The sequence below is a fragment of the Duganella caerulea genome (assembly GCF_040362985.1).
Classification (GTDB): Bacteria; Pseudomonadota; Gammaproteobacteria; order Burkholderiales; family Burkholderiaceae_D; genus Rugamonas; species Rugamonas vulcania.
Window position 1 is genome coordinate 24274 of record NZ_BPWJ01000001.1, and the last position, 15371, is coordinate 39644.

The 15371-nt window shown below is 68.4% G+C and carries 15 protein-coding genes; 8 read left to right on the top strand and 7 right to left on the bottom strand.

Going from position 1 to position 15371, the window contains the following annotated elements:
- Positions 1-25: 25 nt before the first annotated feature.
- Positions 26-1051 (top strand): FAD:protein FMN transferase, encoded by a 1026-nt coding sequence (locus ACUJB0_RS00110; protein ID WP_444843409.1) that lies wholly within the window; start codon positions 26-28, stop codon positions 1049-1051.
- Between the two features lie 86 nt (positions 1052-1137).
- Positions 1138-1524: a VOC family protein gene (locus ACUJB0_RS00115; protein WP_444843410.1), complete on the top strand. Its 387-nt coding sequence runs from the start codon at positions 1138-1140 to the stop codon at positions 1522-1524.
- A 12-nt stretch (positions 1525-1536) separates the two neighbouring features.
- Here the strand turns inward: ACUJB0_RS00115 and ACUJB0_RS00120 are convergent, their stop codons facing one another.
- A complete protein-coding gene (locus ACUJB0_RS00120) occupies positions 1537-1815 on the bottom strand; it encodes a helix-turn-helix domain-containing protein (protein ID WP_444843411.1) in 279 nt (92 codons plus the stop codon).
- On the bottom strand, positions 1812-2882 hold the full coding sequence (locus ACUJB0_RS00125) for an HD domain-containing phosphohydrolase (protein ID WP_444843412.1): 1071 nt from the start codon (positions 2880-2882) through the stop codon (positions 1812-1814). Before ACUJB0_RS00125 ends, ACUJB0_RS00120 begins: the two co-directional genes overlap by 4 nt.
- 217 nt (positions 2883-3099) lie before the next feature.
- On the opposite strand from ACUJB0_RS00125, the gene ACUJB0_RS00130 reads away from it, so the two are divergent.
- The 6 genes from ACUJB0_RS00130 (at position 3100) to ACUJB0_RS00155 (ending at position 10891) form a co-directional block, all read left to right on the top strand.
- Positions 3100-3720, top strand: a complete 621-nt coding sequence (locus tag ACUJB0_RS00130) for a response regulator (RefSeq protein ID WP_444843413.1) — start codon at positions 3100-3102, stop codon at positions 3718-3720.
- A 99-nt stretch (positions 3721-3819) separates the two neighbouring features.
- A complete protein-coding gene (locus ACUJB0_RS00135; RefSeq protein ID WP_444843414.1) occupies positions 3820-5499 on the top strand; it encodes a sensor histidine kinase in 1680 nt (559 codons plus the stop codon).
- A complete protein-coding gene (locus tag ACUJB0_RS00140; protein ID WP_444843415.1) occupies positions 5496-5861 on the top strand; it encodes an Hpt domain-containing protein in 366 nt (121 codons plus the stop codon). Before ACUJB0_RS00135 ends, ACUJB0_RS00140 begins: the two co-directional genes overlap by 4 nt.
- A complete protein-coding gene (locus ACUJB0_RS00145; protein ID WP_444843416.1) occupies positions 5858-8077 on the top strand; it encodes a hybrid sensor histidine kinase/response regulator in 2220 nt (739 codons plus the stop codon). The genes ACUJB0_RS00140 and ACUJB0_RS00145 overlap by 4 nt, the downstream gene beginning before the upstream one ends.
- 152 nt (positions 8078-8229) lie before the next feature.
- A complete protein-coding gene (locus ACUJB0_RS00150; protein ID WP_444843417.1) occupies positions 8230-10377 on the top strand; it encodes a putative bifunctional diguanylate cyclase/phosphodiesterase in 2148 nt (715 codons plus the stop codon).
- A gap of 109 nt (positions 10378-10486) precedes the next feature.
- On the top strand, positions 10487-10891 hold the full coding sequence (locus tag ACUJB0_RS00155; RefSeq protein WP_444843418.1) for a bacteriohemerythrin: 405 nt from the start codon (positions 10487-10489) through the stop codon (positions 10889-10891).
- A 19-nt stretch (positions 10892-10910) separates the two neighbouring features.
- On the opposite strand, the gene ACUJB0_RS00160 is transcribed toward ACUJB0_RS00155, so the two are convergent.
- The 5 genes from ACUJB0_RS00160 to ACUJB0_RS00180 are packed head-to-tail and all read right to left on the bottom strand — an operon-like array spanning position 10911 to position 15290.
- Positions 10911-11375: a DUF4405 domain-containing protein gene (locus ACUJB0_RS00160; protein ID WP_444843419.1), complete on the bottom strand. Its 465-nt coding sequence runs from the start codon at positions 11373-11375 to the stop codon at positions 10911-10913.
- Between the two features lie 3 nt (positions 11376-11378).
- Positions 11379-12203, bottom strand: a complete 825-nt coding sequence (locus tag ACUJB0_RS00165) for an FAD:protein FMN transferase (RefSeq protein WP_444843420.1) — start codon at positions 12201-12203, stop codon at positions 11379-11381.
- A complete protein-coding gene (locus ACUJB0_RS00170) occupies positions 12200-12736 on the bottom strand; it encodes an FMN-binding protein (protein WP_444843421.1) in 537 nt (178 codons plus the stop codon). The genes ACUJB0_RS00165 and ACUJB0_RS00170 overlap by 4 nt, the downstream gene beginning before the upstream one ends.
- A gap of 1 nt (position 12737) precedes the next feature.
- Entirely contained in the window at positions 12738-14051 is a 1314-nt protein-coding gene (locus ACUJB0_RS00175; protein WP_444843422.1) for a putative porin, read from the bottom strand.
- Between the two features lie 15 nt (positions 14052-14066).
- Positions 14067-15290: a cytochrome-c peroxidase gene (locus ACUJB0_RS00180; RefSeq protein WP_444843423.1), complete on the bottom strand. Its 1224-nt coding sequence runs from the start codon at positions 15288-15290 to the stop codon at positions 14067-14069.
- Positions 15291-15371: the final 81 nt, after the last annotated feature.

Sequence of the window (15371 nt, forward strand, 5' to 3'; positions counted from 1 at the left end):
CGGCGCCCCGTCATCGGAGAACAGCATGTTGTGGAATTTTGTCAGGCGCGCCGCCGTGCTGGCGGCCGCGTTGTGGCTGGTGGCGGGCTGTGCGCGGCAGGAGCAGCGCCATGTCACCCAGGGCCATGTGTTCGGGACCACGGTGGAAGTGACGATCTACGGCGGCACGCGCCAGCACGCCGACGCGGCGGCGGCCAAGGTGCTGTCGGAGTTCGACCGGCTTCACCGCAAGCTGCACGCGTGGGAGCCGAGCATGCTCACCGGCCTGAACGCGAGCATCGAGCGCGGCGAGCCGTTCCAGGGCGACGAGGAGATGGTCAGCCTGCTCAAGTCGGCGACCAAGCTGTCGGCCAGTTCGGACCAGTTGTTCAACCCGGCCATCGGCCATCTGATACGGCTGTGGGGATTCCAGAGCAGCGATATCTGCGCCCACGCGCCGAGCGCGGAGGAGGTGCGGCGCTGGGTCGACGCGCGGCCCAGCTTGAGCGACCTGCGCTACGATGGCACCACGATTTCCAGCGTTAATCCGGCGGTGATGATCGACCTGGGCGGCTATGCCAAGGGCTATGCGCTGGACCGCGCCGCCGCCATCCTGCGCGCCGAGCATGTGCAGGCGGCGCTGGTCAATATCGGCGGCAATGTGCTGGCACTCGGCCAGCCGGGCGATCGTCCGTGGCAGGTCGGCATCCGCGATCCGCGCGGCACCGGCACGCTGGCCATGGTGACGCTGCACGACAACGAAGCCATCGGCACCAGCGGCGACTACGAGCGCTACTTCATGAAGGATGGCAAGCGCCGTCCGCACATCATCGATCCACGCACCGGCTATCCGATCGACCTGGTGGCGTCGGTCACCATCATCACCTCGGGCGGCAGCGATGTCGGCCTGCGCTCGGACGGCAACTCCAAGCCGCTGTTCATCACCGGACCGGCGGGGTGGGAAGCGATGTCGCGCCGCCTCGGCCTGAACGAGGTGATGATGGTCGACACCACGCGCCGCGTGCTGCTGACCTCGGCGATGCGCAGCCGCCTGGAAGGATCGGTCCAATAGTCTTGATCGGCCGCCGGCATGAAGGTATTATCGATGAGGCAATAACCGCGCATGACGCGCTGTTTGCCCATCTTTAGGAGCCCTACATGAAACGTGTCACCGGCATAGGCGGTGTGTTCTTCAAGTCACCGGACCCGAAGGCCCTGTCCGAGTGGTACCGAGTCCACCTCGGCGTGGATATCGGACCGTGGGGCGGTGCCGCGTTCGACTGGTCCGGCCCGGACAATCCGGGCGGCAAGGGCACCACCGCGTGGAACGTCTTCAAGGCCGACACCGACTATTTTGCGCCGAGCACGTCGAATTTCATGATCAACTACCGGGTGGCCGACCTGCACGGCCTGCTGGCCGCGCTGCGCGAAGAGGACTGCCGCGTCGAGGACAAGGTCGACGATTCCGAGTACGGCAAGTTCGGCTGGGTGCTCGACCTGGACGGCAACAAGGTCGAGCTGTGGGAGCCGCCCGAAGGCCAGTGACAACGGGCCGCCTCAGCGCATCTGGGGCGGAGTCTCCATCTGCTGGGCGTCCTGCACCATGCGGCGCAATTCGGCCACTGGAATGTTCGCCACTTCATGCAGGCGCAGCAGCAGGGCCGCGCTCACTTCCATGCGGCCGCGCCGTATCTTGCTGATGCGCGGCGGCGCGATGTTCAGGGCCTTGGCCAGCGCGGCGTCGTTCTTCAGGCTGAGATGGTCGAGGATGTTGTCGAGCAGCGGATGCGGGCAGCGCGCGGCGGCCGAGGTCAGTGGGGTTTCGTAGGCGTTCATGCGGCCTCCTTGAGTTGTTGTTGTGGGGATGGGGGGTGATCGTCGTAGCGCTGGCGGATGGCGGCCAGCGCCGCCTCGTCGCGGAACAGCGCGGCCACGCAGGCGGGGTCGAAGTGGCTGCCGCAGCCGGCGTCCATCGCGCTGCGCGCCTGCGCGAAGCTCCAGGCCGGCTTGTAGGGACGGGCCGAGGTCAGCGCGTCGAACACGTCGGCGGCGGCCACGATGCGGCCGTACAGCGGAATGGCTTCGCCGGCCAGGCCGCGCGGATAGCCGCTGCCGTCGAAGCGCTCGTGGTGGCTGGCGGCGATCAGCGCGCCGGCCTGCAGCAGCGGCGAGGCGCTGTCGGCCAGGATGTCGGCGCCGATTTGCGCGTGGCGGCGCATGATCTCCAGCTCGGTGCTGTCGAGCGGACCGGGCTTGAGCAGGATGGCGTCCGGAATGCCCAGCTTGCCGATGTCGTGCATCGGCGCGGCCGCGAGGATGCGCTCGCACTCGTCCTCCGGCAGGCCGAGGTTGCGGGCGATCAGCTCGGAAAAGGCCGCCATGCGCAGCAGGTGGCTGCCGGTTTCCGGGTCGCGGAATTCCGCCGCGCGCGACAGCCGGTAGATCGCCTCGCGCTCGCGCGCCGCGATGTCGGCCGTGGCCTTGCGCACCTCGTCGGCCAGCCTGGCCGCGTGGTGGGCCAGTTGCCGCTGGGCCCGGCGCAGCGCCAGCAGGTTGCCGACCCGGGCGTTCAGTTCGATGAAATTGACCGGCTTGGTCAGGAAGTCGTTGGCGCTCAGGCGCAGCGCCTCATGGCGGATCTTGTTCTGGGTGTCGGCGGTGACCATCACCAGCGGCGTCTGCTCCTTGCCGGGCAGGGCGCGGAAGCGGCGCAGGAATTCCAGGCCGTCGATCTCCGGCATCATGTAGTCCACCAGCACCACGTCGGGGTCGTGATCCGCGCACCAGGCCAGGGCCGCTGCCGGATCGCTCATCGATACCGGCGGACTATCGCACAACATTTCCAGCATGTGCCCGAACAATTCAAGATTGGCGGGATTGTCGTCGACGATCAGAATCTGCATGTTGGCTCTCCTGCTGGGAAATCGGGCTGGCGTGGACCGCAAATCCAGCGAATTTGATTGTTTGCCAAGGCGTTCGCCAAGTTGCCGATTCGGCGGCATAATGGGGATACAACCTTTGGCGCCAAGCATTGCGCTGAATTTTCACCGATTATATTGAATTCGGTAAAAATATGTTGAAATTGATTTTTTTATTTTTTGTTGTGAGGAATATGTGACGATGAAACGCAGCGATACCCCGGCGGACGAGGTGTGCACTACCCAGCGCGCAGCGGAACTGCTCGGGATTTCCGTATCCTCTGTGCAACAACTGGTGGAGTCGGGCGTGATCGAGGCCTGGAAGACCCAGGGCGGCCACCGCCGCATTCCCTTGTCGGCGGTGCTGCGCTACAAGGCCGCGCCGGCGGCGGACGGCGCCGCCCGGCCGGCGCGCCAGAGCGGCGAGGCCACGGTGCTGGTGGTCGAGGACAGCCCGCTGCAGCGCGCCGTGTACCAGCGCCAGTTCGCCATGTGGGACTTGCCGGTCAGCCTGACGTTCTGCGAGAACGGCTACCAGGCGCTGATGGAGATCGCGCGCCGGCGGCCGCAGGTGATGTTGGCCGACATCATCATGGACGGCATCGACGGCTATGAAGTGGTCAAGACCATCCTGGCCGATCCGCAACTGGCGGGCATGCATATCGCCATCGTCTCCAGCCTGACGGCCGAGGACCTGGCCGAGCGCGGCGGCGTGCCGCCCGGCGTGGTGTTTTTCGGCAAGCCGGTCAACTACGACGAGTTGCGCGGCTATATGCGGGCCTGCTGCGCGCAACTGCAGCGGGCCGCCCAGTACGACACCTAATCTAACGAATTAATTGAATTTGACAAATATTTGAGTTTCAGGCAGGATCGCTCCATACCAAAATTTTCCGTTGAGTAATTCTCAGGCGCGGGAGGCAGGATGTGGCAGAAGGTCATGGGGCGATTCGACGTGCGCTGGCTGTTGTGGAGCATCGCTCTGCTGCTGGTGGCCGGCGGCTGGACCTTGACGCTGCATCAGCTCGATGAGTCGAAGCGCCTGCAGATCGACGACGCCCGCCGCGACGCCCAGGCGCTGGGCCGCCTGTTCAACGAGCACGCGGCCCGCACGCTGGAGGCGGCCGACCAGGCGGTGATTTTCCTGCGCCACCGCTACGAGGTGGAGGGCGCGCGCCTGGACATCAAGCGCGAGCTGCAGGACGGCCTGGGGCCGGCCGACATCTTCAACCAGTTCAGCATCGTCGACGAGCACGGGAACGTGACGCTGTCGAGCATGCCGTTCAAGTCCACCAACGTGGCCGACCGCGAGCATATCCGGGTCCACATGAACAGCGACGAGGGCCTGCTGTACATCAGCAAGCCCATTCTGGGCCGGGTGTCGAACAAGTGGTCGCTGCAGCTGACGCGGCGCGTCAACTATCCCGACGGCCGCTTCCGCGGCGTGGTGGTGGCGTCCATGGACCCGCAGTATTTCACCCGCCTGTACCAGGACATCGACGTCGGCCGCCAGGGCTTGATCGCGCTGGTCGGCGCGGACGGCGTCATGCGGGTGCGCCGGGTCGGCAAGGACAGCAGCCTGGGCCAGGATATTTCCGCCAGCCCCCTGTTTGCCGCCATGCGCGCCCAGCGCCAGGGCACGACCACCGAAGCCGGCCCGGTCGACGGCCGCGACCGCATCTACGCCTTTCAGCGGCTGGAGCGCTTCCCGTTGTATGTGCTGGTCGGCATCGACCTGCGGGAATGCATGGCGCGCTACGACGCCAGCCGGCAGCGCACGCTGGCGCTGGCGGCGGGCGCCACCACGGTGATCCTGCTGTGCACGCTGGGCCTGCACATCCTGTTCGGCCAGCTCATCAGGAGCAGGGCGCGCGCGGTGGCCGCCAACCTCGCCAAGTCGCGCTTCCTGGCCAATATGTCGCATGAACTGCGCACGCCGCTGAACGGCATCCTGGGCTACTCCGAACTGCTGCAGATCGAGATGGGCGCCAGCCGCGCCGGCGGTTTCGCCGACGCCATCCACCGCAGCGGCCTGCGGCTGCTGGGCCTGGTGGAAGCGGTGCTGGAGCTGAGCGCGCTGGAGTCGGGGCGCGAGCCGCTGGTGGTCGAGCCCATGGTGATGGCCGATCTGCCGCAGCTGGCGTTGTCGCGCCATCGCGAGGCGGCGGTGCTCAAGGGCCTGGCGCTGAACGCCCAAATGGAGGCCGGCCTGCCCGCCGTGTGGCCGTGCGACCGCGTCAAGCTGCTGCGCATCCTCGACATCCTGCTGCTCAACGCGATTTCCGCCACCACGGCCGGCTCGGTGCTGCTGCGGGTCGCGCCAGGCCCCGGCGGCGGCCTGCGCTGCGAGGTGCGCGACACCGGGCCGGGCGTGCCGGAGGCCATGCGCCGCGCGATCTTCGAGAACTTTTCGCAGGCCGACGACACCGCCAGCCGCGCCAAGGAGGGCGCCGGCCTGGGCCTGGCGATCGCCAGCCGGCTGGCGTCGCTGATGCGCGGCCGCCTGCGCCTGCGGAGAAGCGACAGCGGCGGCGCCGTGTTCGTGGTCGAACTGCCGGCCCAGCGCCTGGAGCCGGACGGCGGCGGTCATCTGGAGGCCGCATGAGCGCCCACTACCGAGCCACCGCGCCGGGCGTGCTGTGGCAGGCCGCGGGCGCCGACCTGCAGACCTTCCGCGCGCTGGCGCAAACCTTCCTCGACCACGCGCCGCCGTTGCAGGCCAGGCTGGAGCAGGCCCTGCGGCTGGGAAGTCCCGCCGCGATCGCCGCCGCCAGCCATGCGCTCAAGGGCATGACGGTGCTGGTGGGGGCGGAGCAGCTGAGCGCGCTGCTGCAGGCGCTGGAACGGCAGGCGCGCGCCGGGGTGGCGCCGGCGCCGGACGCCGCGCTGGCGCCGCTGTTCCGCCAGGTCATGGACGAGGTGGCCCTCAGCATGGTCCGCTACGATGGCGCGGAGGATGGCCGATGACGCGCTGGTCGCTGCGGCGCTACTCGCCGCGCGCATGGTTGCGCGCGCTGCCGGAGGCCAGGCGCGCGCTGGCGTTGATCGGCGCCTCGCTGTTGCTGCTGCTGGCCGTCACCACGTTTGGCGTCGGCTACATCCTGCGCGGCCACGAGATCGACGACTGGCGCCAGGGGCTGGGCAACCTGTCGCGGATGCTGGCGGAGACCACGGCGCAGAGCATGGCGTCCGGCTTCGAGGTGCTGGACAGCACCACCGAGGTCGCGCAGGCGCTGCTGCGCGGCGGCGACGACGAGCACGCGCCGCTGCGCGCGCGGCAGCTGTTCCAGACGATGCGCGACATCGGCACCGGCCTGCGGCAGGTGGATGTCATCAGCCTGATCGATGCCCGGGGCGAGCTGCTCAATTTCAGCCGTTCCTATCCGGCGCCGGCCGTCAATGTGGTGGAGCGCGACTATTTCATCTGGCATCGCGACCACGCCAGCGCGGCGCCCTTCGTCAGCGCGCCGGTGCGCAACAAGGTCACGGACCGCTGGGTGTACTACCTGAGCCGCCGGCTCAACCACGCCGACGGCAGCTTCGCCGGCGTGGTCCTGGTCGGCATCTCGGTGGACTACTTCGTCGACTATTTCCGCCGCGTCAGCCTGGGCCAGCACGCGTCGGTCTCGCTGTACCGCGACGACTACACGCTGATGGCGCGCTGGCCGCAGGCGGAAAACCTGATGGGCACCAAGGTCGCCACCGGCGTCACGCAGGCGGTCATCGCCGACGGGCTGGACGCCGACGTGCGCATCACCCGCGCGCCGCGCGTGGCCGACGGCCTGCGGCCGGTGCTGCGCATGGGCGCGGTGCGGCGGGTGCACAACTATCCGCTGATCATCAACGCCACCATCACCGAGGACCTGCTGCTGGCGGGCTGGTGGCGCAACCTGAAGCTGCTGGCGGCGGTCGCGCTGGCCGGCACGCTGGGCCTGTTGGCCGCGTTCTGGCTGGTGGGACGCCTGCTGGCCCGGCGCGCGCGCGACGCCGAACAGGCGCAGGCCCTGCAGCGCCAAGCCGACGCCGCCAACCTGGCCAAGTCGCGCTTCCTGGCCATGATGAGCCACGAGATCCGCACGCCGATGGGCGGCGTGGCCGGCATGGCCGAGCTGCTGCTGGAGACCGGGCTGGATCCGGTGCAGCGCGGCTACGCGCAGAACGTCTGCCGCGGCATCGGCGAGCTGACCCACATTATCAACGACGTGCTGGACTTTTCCAAGATCGAATCCGGCCACATGCAGCTGGAGCAGCAGCCGTTCGATCCGGCCGCCCAGCTCGAGCAGGTGGTCGCGCTGCACCGCGCGGCCGCCGAGCGCAAGGGCCTGCGGCTGGAGGTCAGCGCCGGCACCGGCCCGTTGTGGGTGCGGGGCGACGCCGCGCGCCTGCGGCAGGTGCTGGGCAACCTGCTCAGCAACGCCATCAAGTTCAGCCCGTCCGGCGTGATCGCGCTGGAGTACTGCGCCGAGGTCGATGGCGCGCAGACCGGCCTGTGGCGCCTGCGCTACGCGGTCAGCGACCAGGGCATCGGCATCTCGGAGGCGGCGCAGGTGCGGCTGTTCGAACCCTACACGCAGGCCGACAGCACCATCAGCGGCCAGTACGGCGGCACCGGCCTGGGCCTGGCGATCTGCAAGCGCCTGCTGGAACTGATGGGCGGACACATCACCTGCGCCAGCCAGCCCGGCGCCGGCGCCCGCTTCGCCTTCGACCTGCCGGTGCGGCTGGCCCCCGGCGGCGCACCGGCCGCGCCCGCCGCGCCGCCGGCCGAGGTCAGCATGTCGCAACGGCGCATCCTGGTGGCGGAGGACAACGAGATGAACCGGCAACTGGCGCGGGTGCTGCTGGCCCGCCAGGGCTGGCAGGTGGACGAGGCGCCGGACGGCCAGCAGGCGCTCGACGCGCTGGCGGCGCGGCGCTACGACCTGGTGCTGATGGATTGCATGATGCCAGTGTTGGATGGCTACGACGCCTGCCGCCGCTGGCGCGCGCGCGAGGCGGCCGAGGGCCTGGCCCGCACGCCGGTGGTGGCGCTGACGGCCAGCGTGATCGAAGGCGACCGCGAACGCTGCGTCGCGGCCGGCATGGACGATTACCTGAGCAAGCCGTTCAGCGCGGCCCAGTTCCACGCCATGGTGATGCGCTGGGGCGGCGCCGGCGCGCCGGACGGCCTTGCCGAAAATTGATATGTATCAAATCTTTTATTGATTTGGATCAGTATCCTTGTGGAAACTATCTTGTATCGAGGCTACTCATGACCCACCACCAGAGACCACGAGCCACGTCACGCGCGGATGGCGCGCGTTGCGATTTTTCCTGCATCACGACGGAGGGGGCGTTGTCGGCGGCGTTGCGGCCGGCGTCGCCGGGGCCGGACGGCGCCTGCCTGGACGCCGCCTGCGCCGTGTTCGACGCGCTGCACGAACAGATCGCCGTGCTGGCCAGGGATGGTGCGGTGCTGGCCGTCAACGCCGCCTGGCGCCAGAGCGGCCAGCTGCTGCCGCTGCCGGGGCAGGCGATGCTGACGCCGGACATCGGCAGCGACTATCTGGCCGCCTGCCGCGCGGCCGAGGGCCTGGAGGAGAACGGCGGCATCAAGGCCGAGGCCGGCGTCGGCGCGGTGCTGGCCGGGCGCAGCCGCCAGTTCCAGATGGAGTACGCCAGCCACACGGCCGACCGGCAGCGCTGGTTCCGCATGACGGTGTCGCCGATGGCGCACAACTGGCAGGGCGCGCTGGTGGTGCACGAGGACATCACCGAGCGCCACCTGGCCGACGCCGACCTGCGCATCGCCGCCATCGCGTTCGAGTCGTCCGAGGGCCTGATGGTGACCGACAGCCGCGGCGTGATCCTCAAGGTCAACCGGGCCTTCACCCGCATCACCGGCTACACGATGGCGGAGGCGGTGGGCCGCACGCCGCGCATGCTCAGCTCGGGCCGCCACGACGCCGACTTTTACAAGGCCATGTGGACCACGATCGCCGAGCAAGGCAGCTGGGCCGGCGAAATCTGGAACCGCCGCAAGAACGGCGAGGTCTATCCCGAGCACCTGAGCATCGCGGCGGTGCGCGACCAGGAGGGCCACGTCAGCAACTACGTGGCGGGACTGAGCGACATCACCCTGAGCAAGGCCGCCAGCGACGCCATCCGCACGCTGGCGTTCTACGATCCGCTGACCCGCCTGCCCAACCGCCGCATGCTGCTCGAGCGGCTGCGCCAGGTGCTGGACGCGAGCAAGCTGCACGACCGCTACGGCGGGCTGATGTTCATCGACCTCGACAATTTCAAGACGCTCAACGACACGCTGGGCCACAACATCGGCGACCTGCTGCTGCAACAGGTGGGCGCGCGCCTGCAGGCCTGCCTGCGCCAGGGCGACACGGTGGCGCGCCTGGGCGGCGACGAATTCGTGGTGCTGCTGGAGGGCCTGGGCTGCGACGAGCCGGGCGCGATCGCGCACGCCGAGGCGGTGGGCGCGAAGATCCTGAGCGAGCTCAACCACCCCTATACGCTGGGCGCGCACCAGTGCCACAGCACGCCGAGCATGGGCGTGACGCTGTTCCACGACGGCTGGCCGGCGCAGCCGGAGGAGTTGCTGATGCAGGCCGACATCGCCATGTACCAGGCCAAGCAGACCGGCCGCAACGGCCTGCGCTTCTTCGACCAGAAAATGCAGGACAGCATCAGCAGCCGGGCGCGGCTGGAGGAAGCGCTGCGCCACGCCATCCTCGAGCATCAGTTCGAGCTGTACTACCAGGTCCAGGTGAACGGGACTGGCAAGCCGATCGGCGCCGAGGCGCTGATCCGCTGGCGCCTGGCCGACCGCAGCTTCATGGCGCCGGACAGCTTCATCCCGGTGGCCGAGGAGACCGGCCTGATCGTGCCGATCGGCCAGTGGGTGATCGACACGGCCTGCGCCCAGCTGCGGCAGTGGCGAAACGAGCCGGGCATGGCGCATCTGGTGATGGCGGTCAACGTCAGCGCCGCCCAGTTCCACCAGCGCGATTTCTGCGAGCAGGTGCGGGCCGCGCTGGAGCGCCACGGCATCGACCCGGCGCTGCTCAAGCTGGAGCTGACCGAGGGCATGCTGCTGGAGAATATCGAGGAAACCATCAACATCATGCAGCAGTTGCGCCACCTCGGCGTGCGCTTCTCGCTGGACGATTTCGGCACCGGCTACTCGTCGCTGCAATACCTCAAGCGCCTGCCGCTGAGCCAGCTCAAGATCGACCGCTCGTTCGTGCGCGACCTGGCCAGCGACAGCAGCGACCAGGCCATCGTGCTGACCATCATCGCCATTTCCCGCAGCCTGGGCCTGGACGTCATCGCCGAGGGCGTGGAGACCGCCGAGCAGGCGGCGCTGCTGGAGCAGTCGGGCTGCCACCGCTACCAGGGCTATCTGTACGGCCGGCCGCTGCCCGCCGACCAGTTCCGCGTGTGGCTGGCCAAGTGCACCGGCGTGCAGGAGCGCGCCGCGATCGAGTGAGGGCAGCCCCGGATTATTTGATCTGCATCATGGATTTGGCCGCGCCAACCGCCCATAGTCATGGTTGGCGGCGCAGCCTGCGCCGGCCCGAACCACAAAGAGGCATATCATGGAAGAAACCGGCTGGACCCCGGACATGGCGCTGGGCATACCGCTGTTCGACGAGGCGCACGAGGCGCTGGCAGAGCAGATCAAGACACTCATGCACAGCAAGGACCAAGACTTCGCCGCCGGGCTGGAGCAATTGGTGGACTGCCTGGAAGCCGACTTCCGCCATGAGGAAACGCTGATGGAGGCGATCGACTATCCCGCCCTGCACAGCCACCGCGAACAGCACGCGCGCGTGCTGAGCAAGCTGAGCCAACTGGACCTGGACGACCTGAAAAACTGCCGCAGCACCGTCGGCCTGGTGCTGCCGTGGTTCCATGCCCACCTGGCCACGGCAGACACGGCGCTGGCCATCGCGCTGCAGATGAGCGGCCTCAATCTGGACGACGCGGCCAAGGCCAACTGACGGCTGGTTCTGACGGCGCTCAGGGGTGGTGCACGGCGCGGCGGCCCAACACCACGTGCGCCACGAACAGCAGCGCGGCGGCCAGCCCGATGGCCCAGTGGATCGCCGACCACACGGGTCGGTCGCTTTCGCCCGCGAGATAGTACAGGCCGAAGCCGCTGGCGGTCAGCAGCGCCATCGCGCCTATCATGCCCCAGCCGGTCGCCAGGTTGCGGCCGGCCTTGAGCGCGCGGCGGATGTGCGCATTCATCAGGCTGCCGATGAAGAACAGCATCGCCATCGCGGCGGCGCCATGCAGCTTCATCGACCACGGTTCCAATGGATTGACGGTTTCGCCGAATTGTCCGACAGGGCGGAAGAAGTAGCGCGCCAGCAGCCATGCGGCGCCGCTCAGCAGCAGCGCGGCGAAACTGGCGTAGATGCAGCGGCGGTGCCAGCGCTCGACGCGCAGGTTGATGTGGGGACGGTGACGGTGTGTATGCATCGGCTAGATTATAAACGCTGCGGCATGCAATCCGGCCAGCGCGGGGTGGCGCGCATCGCCGCTGGCCAGCACCACCTTGGTCAGCGCGTCGGCGATGTCGCAGCGCGGCGCCCGCACCGACACGCTGGCGGGCGTCACCAGCGGCTCGCCGCTGCGGCCGTCGACCAGCGCGCTCACTTGCCGGCCGCCGTGGCGGCGCGCGGAAAAATAGGAGGCCGATGTCGCCAGCGCCTCGTTGCGCAGCACCAGCTGGGCGCCGACGCGCTGCGGCGCCTGCGGATCGCGCACCGCCACCGGCCAGTTACGCTCGCCGAAGGCGCGCAGGTCGCCGCCGGCGTTGACGCAGCCGCTGGCGACGCCGGCGCGCTGCAAGGCCTCGACCGCGAGATCGACCGCGTAACCCTTGGCGATGCCGCCCAGGTCCACCCATCCCGGCGCCAGCTTGCACACCATCGGCGATTGCTCGCAGCGGTACACGGCCAGCGCCGGCTGGTACGGCGGCGAGTCCGCAGCGCCGGGGCGCGGCAGGCACCGCCAGTCCACCAGGCGCGGCGCGCAGGCGATGTTGAACAGGCCGTGCGACAGCTCCGTCATGCGCGCCGCCAGCTGCAGCACCCGCCACGTGTGCGGGTGCAGTTCCAGCAGCTCGCCCGGCGCCGCGCGGTTCAGGCGCGAGACGTCGCTGGCGGCGTCGTGAAAACTCATCAGGCGATGCACCAGCGCGATCTCGGCGAAGGCTTGTGTGATCGACTGTGCTTCCGCCTGCGGATCGCCATCCGCCGTGATATCGACCAGGGTGCCCAGCCAGGGCTGGGCGCGGCGCATCATTTTTTCAGCGCCACCTGGGCCACGGCGGCGATGCGCCGCACGCCGTCGGTCAGGTGGGTGCAGGAGAGGGTGGCGCCGCTGATGTTGGCGATGCCATCGCCCACCGTCAGCCCGCCCGTGCGCGCCGACTTGCCAACGAACTGGTGGCGCCAGGCCGGCAGGCGGATCTCGCCGCCGTGGCTCTCGCGATAGGTCAGGATCTCGATCTGGCGCACGGTGGCGTCGGGATTGAGGCCGACCGCGTACGAGATCAGCTCGAACTTGCCGATCACGTCGTCGAGCACCATGTAGCCCAGCAGCTGGTCGCCGCTGTAGGCGCCGACCACGCGCCAGTTGACCGAGCGTGCGGCCAGGCCGGCCAGCTTCTCCACCTGCTGCATCTGCGCCAGCGACAGCGCCAGGTCCTGCTGGCGGAACGCGGTCGCCTCCGGGAACATCAGCTTCTGCGCCTGTTCCGCGTTCAGGTACTGCGCCGCGAAGGCCGGCGCGCAGGCGGCGCACGCCGCCAGGGGGATCAAGTGGCGGTAGCGCATATCAGTACGAGAAGCCCATGCCCAGGTTCAGGCGGTCGCGCGACTTGTCCTCCTTGAACTTCTGGTAGTCCGCCTTCAGCACCACGCCTTCGCCGACCTTCAGGTTGGCGCCGACGGTGGTGACTTTCTCGTCAGGCGAGGCGGCCACGCCCAGGCCTTGCGGCACGGCGGCGTAGCTCTTGGCGGTGTTGAACTGCTCGTAGCGCACGAAGGGGCTGAGCGTGTAGTCGCCCACTTCCATCAGGCGGTACGCGGCCTGCGTGTACCAGCCGGCAAAGCTCTTCGGCACCGGGGTCGGATTGCCGACCAGCGTTTCGTTGAGCGCCTCGGTGTTGCTGATCTGGCCGCGCGCGTACAGCGCCGAAAGGTCCCAGCGGCCCGGCGTGTAGCGGGTGTGCAGGTCGACCATGGTGATGCGGGCGTCGTTGGCGGTGAAGCCGTCGGCCTTGTGGCCGGCCTTGCCGGTGAAGACGGAGCCGCCCACCAGCAGGCCGGGCACGCCGCGCCAGTTCAGCGCCGCGTGCACGCTCAGGTCGCGCGACTTGGCCTGTTGGCCTTCCTGGTGGATGGAGCCTAGCGGCGATTCGCGGCCGTCGCTGCCGGCGGCGTCCCACTTGCCCAGGTCGAAGCCGGTGGTGATGCCGGTGTCCCAGGTCAGGCCGCCGGCGGTGTCGCCGGACAGGCTCACGCCCACTTCGCGCCAGGTCGACGGGATGATCGCGGTTTCGACGAAGTTGCGCTCGACGCCGTAGTAGGCGGTCGGTTCGTGGTTGGTGTTCAGCAGGCCCATTGGAATCAGGTACAGACCGACCTTGCTGCGCAAGCCGTTGCCGAATTCGCGCTCGACGTACAGCTGTTCGACTTCGCTCTCGCCCTTGTCGTCGGCGGAGACCACCGCGTGCTCCCATTCGAATTCGGCCACCATCTTGGTCTTCTGGTCGAAGCGGTGCTCGACGCCGATCACGGCGCGGCGCACGTCGGCCTGCGCGCCGCTGGCGTTCTTGGTCGGACGGTTGTAGTTGATTTCACCGTAGGCGCCGAAGATGGTCGATGGCGCGGAGGCTGCAACGGCGGGCTCCGTTACCGGTGCCGCTGCCACGGGCGCCGGCGCGGGCGCCGCCGCGGCGATGGCTTGCTGGCGTTGTTCGACCGCTTCGGTTTTCTTGACGCTGGCTTTCAGTTCGGCTTTCAGCTGTTCCAGCTCGGCGGCCATTTTTTCGATACGGGCCATCAGTTCGGCCTCGCCCGCGGTGGCGGCGAGCGGCGCGGCGAGGAAGGCGGCGGCGAGGGCGGTGGCGATCAGGTGTTTGTTCATGTCGGGTCTCTGGAATTAAGGGTTGGATTTGTAGCCGTCGGTCAGCGTGCCGAGGAAGGCCACGACATCGTCGATCTCGCTGGGCGACAGCGCCGGCGCCATGCCGGGCTGGCGGTTGTAGGGCACTTCGGTGGTGTTGACGTTCTTGCGGTACTCCGGCGGCAGGTCGTTAAACTTCTGCACCACGCCGTCGGCGCCGGTCGGATACCACTCTTCAGGATTGGTGTCGCGCCGCACGTAGAACGCCACCACGTCCTTCAGGTTGTCGAAGGCGCCGTTGTGGAAGAAGGTCTGGCGCGTGGCCACGTTGCGCAGCGTCGGCACCTTGAAGGCGCCGCACAAGTCGGTGCGCGCGGTCAGGTCGGTGCGGTCGGGGCCACACAGGCCAAGGTCGAAGTAAGTTGGATCGGCGGTCGCCGCCAGCTTCTTATTGCGCGGCACGCCGAGGTTGTCGAAGGTGAAGTCGGTGAACAGCGGCGGCGCGCCGTTCGCTCCGCGCGCGCTGGTGTGGCAGCCGATGCAGTTGCCTTTGGTCGGATCGTTGAACAGCGCCAGGCCGCGCAGCTCCTGGTCGGACAGCTTCACTTTACCGGCCAGGAATTGGTCGTACTTGGAATCGAAGGGATGGAATTCCGGCGCCTCCAGCTGGAACGCCTGCAGCGCGAAGGTCATGCGGCTGAAGGCCTGCTCGGCGTTGTCCAGGATCGCGGCGCCGAACTGCGCGCGGAACTGCTCGACGTACGGCGCCTTTTTCAGCTTGTCGACCACATCCTGCTTGCTGGCGTTGGCCATTTCGTGCGGCGCCACGAACGGGCGTTCGGCTTGTTCGGCCAGGCTTTGCGCGCGGCCGTCGCGGTCGATGCCGCCGGTCGGCGTGCCGTCCTTGGCGAAGAAGAAGGCCGGGTTCTGGTTCAGGTAGCGCAGCGACGGCGCGGCGCGGAAGCCCTGCACGTCGCCATTGGCGCCGCCCAGTTGCGCGGACAGGTTGTTGGTTGGCCCGTGGGCGTGGTCCGGGCTGTGGCAGGTCGCGCACGACTGCTTGCCGGAGGCGGACAGCGACTGGTCCTTGAAAATCAGTTCGCCCAGCTTGGCGGCCTGACTGAGGCCCGCCTCAACCACGGGCGGCGTCGGGGACGGGGCTGCGGCGGAGGAAGAACCGCCGCCACCGCTGCACGCCGCCAGGCTGGCCAGCAGCAGCGCCGCGGGAAGAAGGAGGGCGCGGGAATATGGTGTACGCATGCGTTTTCAGCTAAATGGGAATGACAACAATTCGCATTATCGCCGATGCGTTGGTTTTATGCCAATCGATCAACGGTTGGT

Coding starts and splice junctions, on each gene's coding strand:
- ACUJB0_RS00175 (WP_444843422.1), bottom strand. CDS start 14,051: ATGAACAAACACCTGATCGCCACCGCCCTCGCCGCCGCCTTCCTCGCC.
- ACUJB0_RS00165 (WP_444843420.1), bottom strand. CDS start 12,203: ATGATGCGCCGCGCCCAGCCCTGGCTGGGCACCCTGGTCGATATCACG.
- ACUJB0_RS00170 (WP_444843421.1), bottom strand. CDS start 12,736: ATGCGCTACCGCCACTTGATCCCCCTGGCGGCGTGCGCCGCCTGCGCG.
- ACUJB0_RS00140 (WP_444843415.1), top strand. CDS start 5,496: ATGAGCGCCCACTACCGAGCCACCGCGCCGGGCGTGCTGTGGCAGGCC.
- ACUJB0_RS00120 (WP_444843411.1), bottom strand. CDS start 1,815: ATGAACGCCTACGAAACCCCACTGACCTCGGCCGCCGCGCGCTGCCCG.
- ACUJB0_RS00135 (WP_444843414.1), top strand. CDS start 3,820: ATGTGGCAGAAGGTCATGGGGCGATTCGACGTGCGCTGGCTGTTGTGG.
- ACUJB0_RS00160 (WP_444843419.1), bottom strand. CDS start 11,375: ATGCATACACACCGTCACCGTCCCCACATCAACCTGCGCGTCGAGCGC.
- ACUJB0_RS00130 (WP_444843413.1), top strand. CDS start 3,100: ATGAAACGCAGCGATACCCCGGCGGACGAGGTGTGCACTACCCAGCGC.
- ACUJB0_RS00155 (WP_444843418.1), top strand. CDS start 10,487: ATGGAAGAAACCGGCTGGACCCCGGACATGGCGCTGGGCATACCGCTG.
- ACUJB0_RS00180 (WP_444843423.1), bottom strand. CDS start 15,290: ATGCGTACACCATATTCCCGCGCCCTCCTTCTTCCCGCGGCGCTGCTG.
- ACUJB0_RS00125 (WP_444843412.1), bottom strand. CDS start 2,882: ATGCAGATTCTGATCGTCGACGACAATCCCGCCAATCTTGAATTGTTC.
- ACUJB0_RS00145 (WP_444843416.1), top strand. CDS start 5,858: ATGACGCGCTGGTCGCTGCGGCGCTACTCGCCGCGCGCATGGTTGCGC.
- ACUJB0_RS00115 (WP_444843410.1), top strand. CDS start 1,138: ATGAAACGTGTCACCGGCATAGGCGGTGTGTTCTTCAAGTCACCGGAC.
- ACUJB0_RS00110 (WP_444843409.1), top strand. CDS start 26: ATGTTGTGGAATTTTGTCAGGCGCGCCGCCGTGCTGGCGGCCGCGTTG.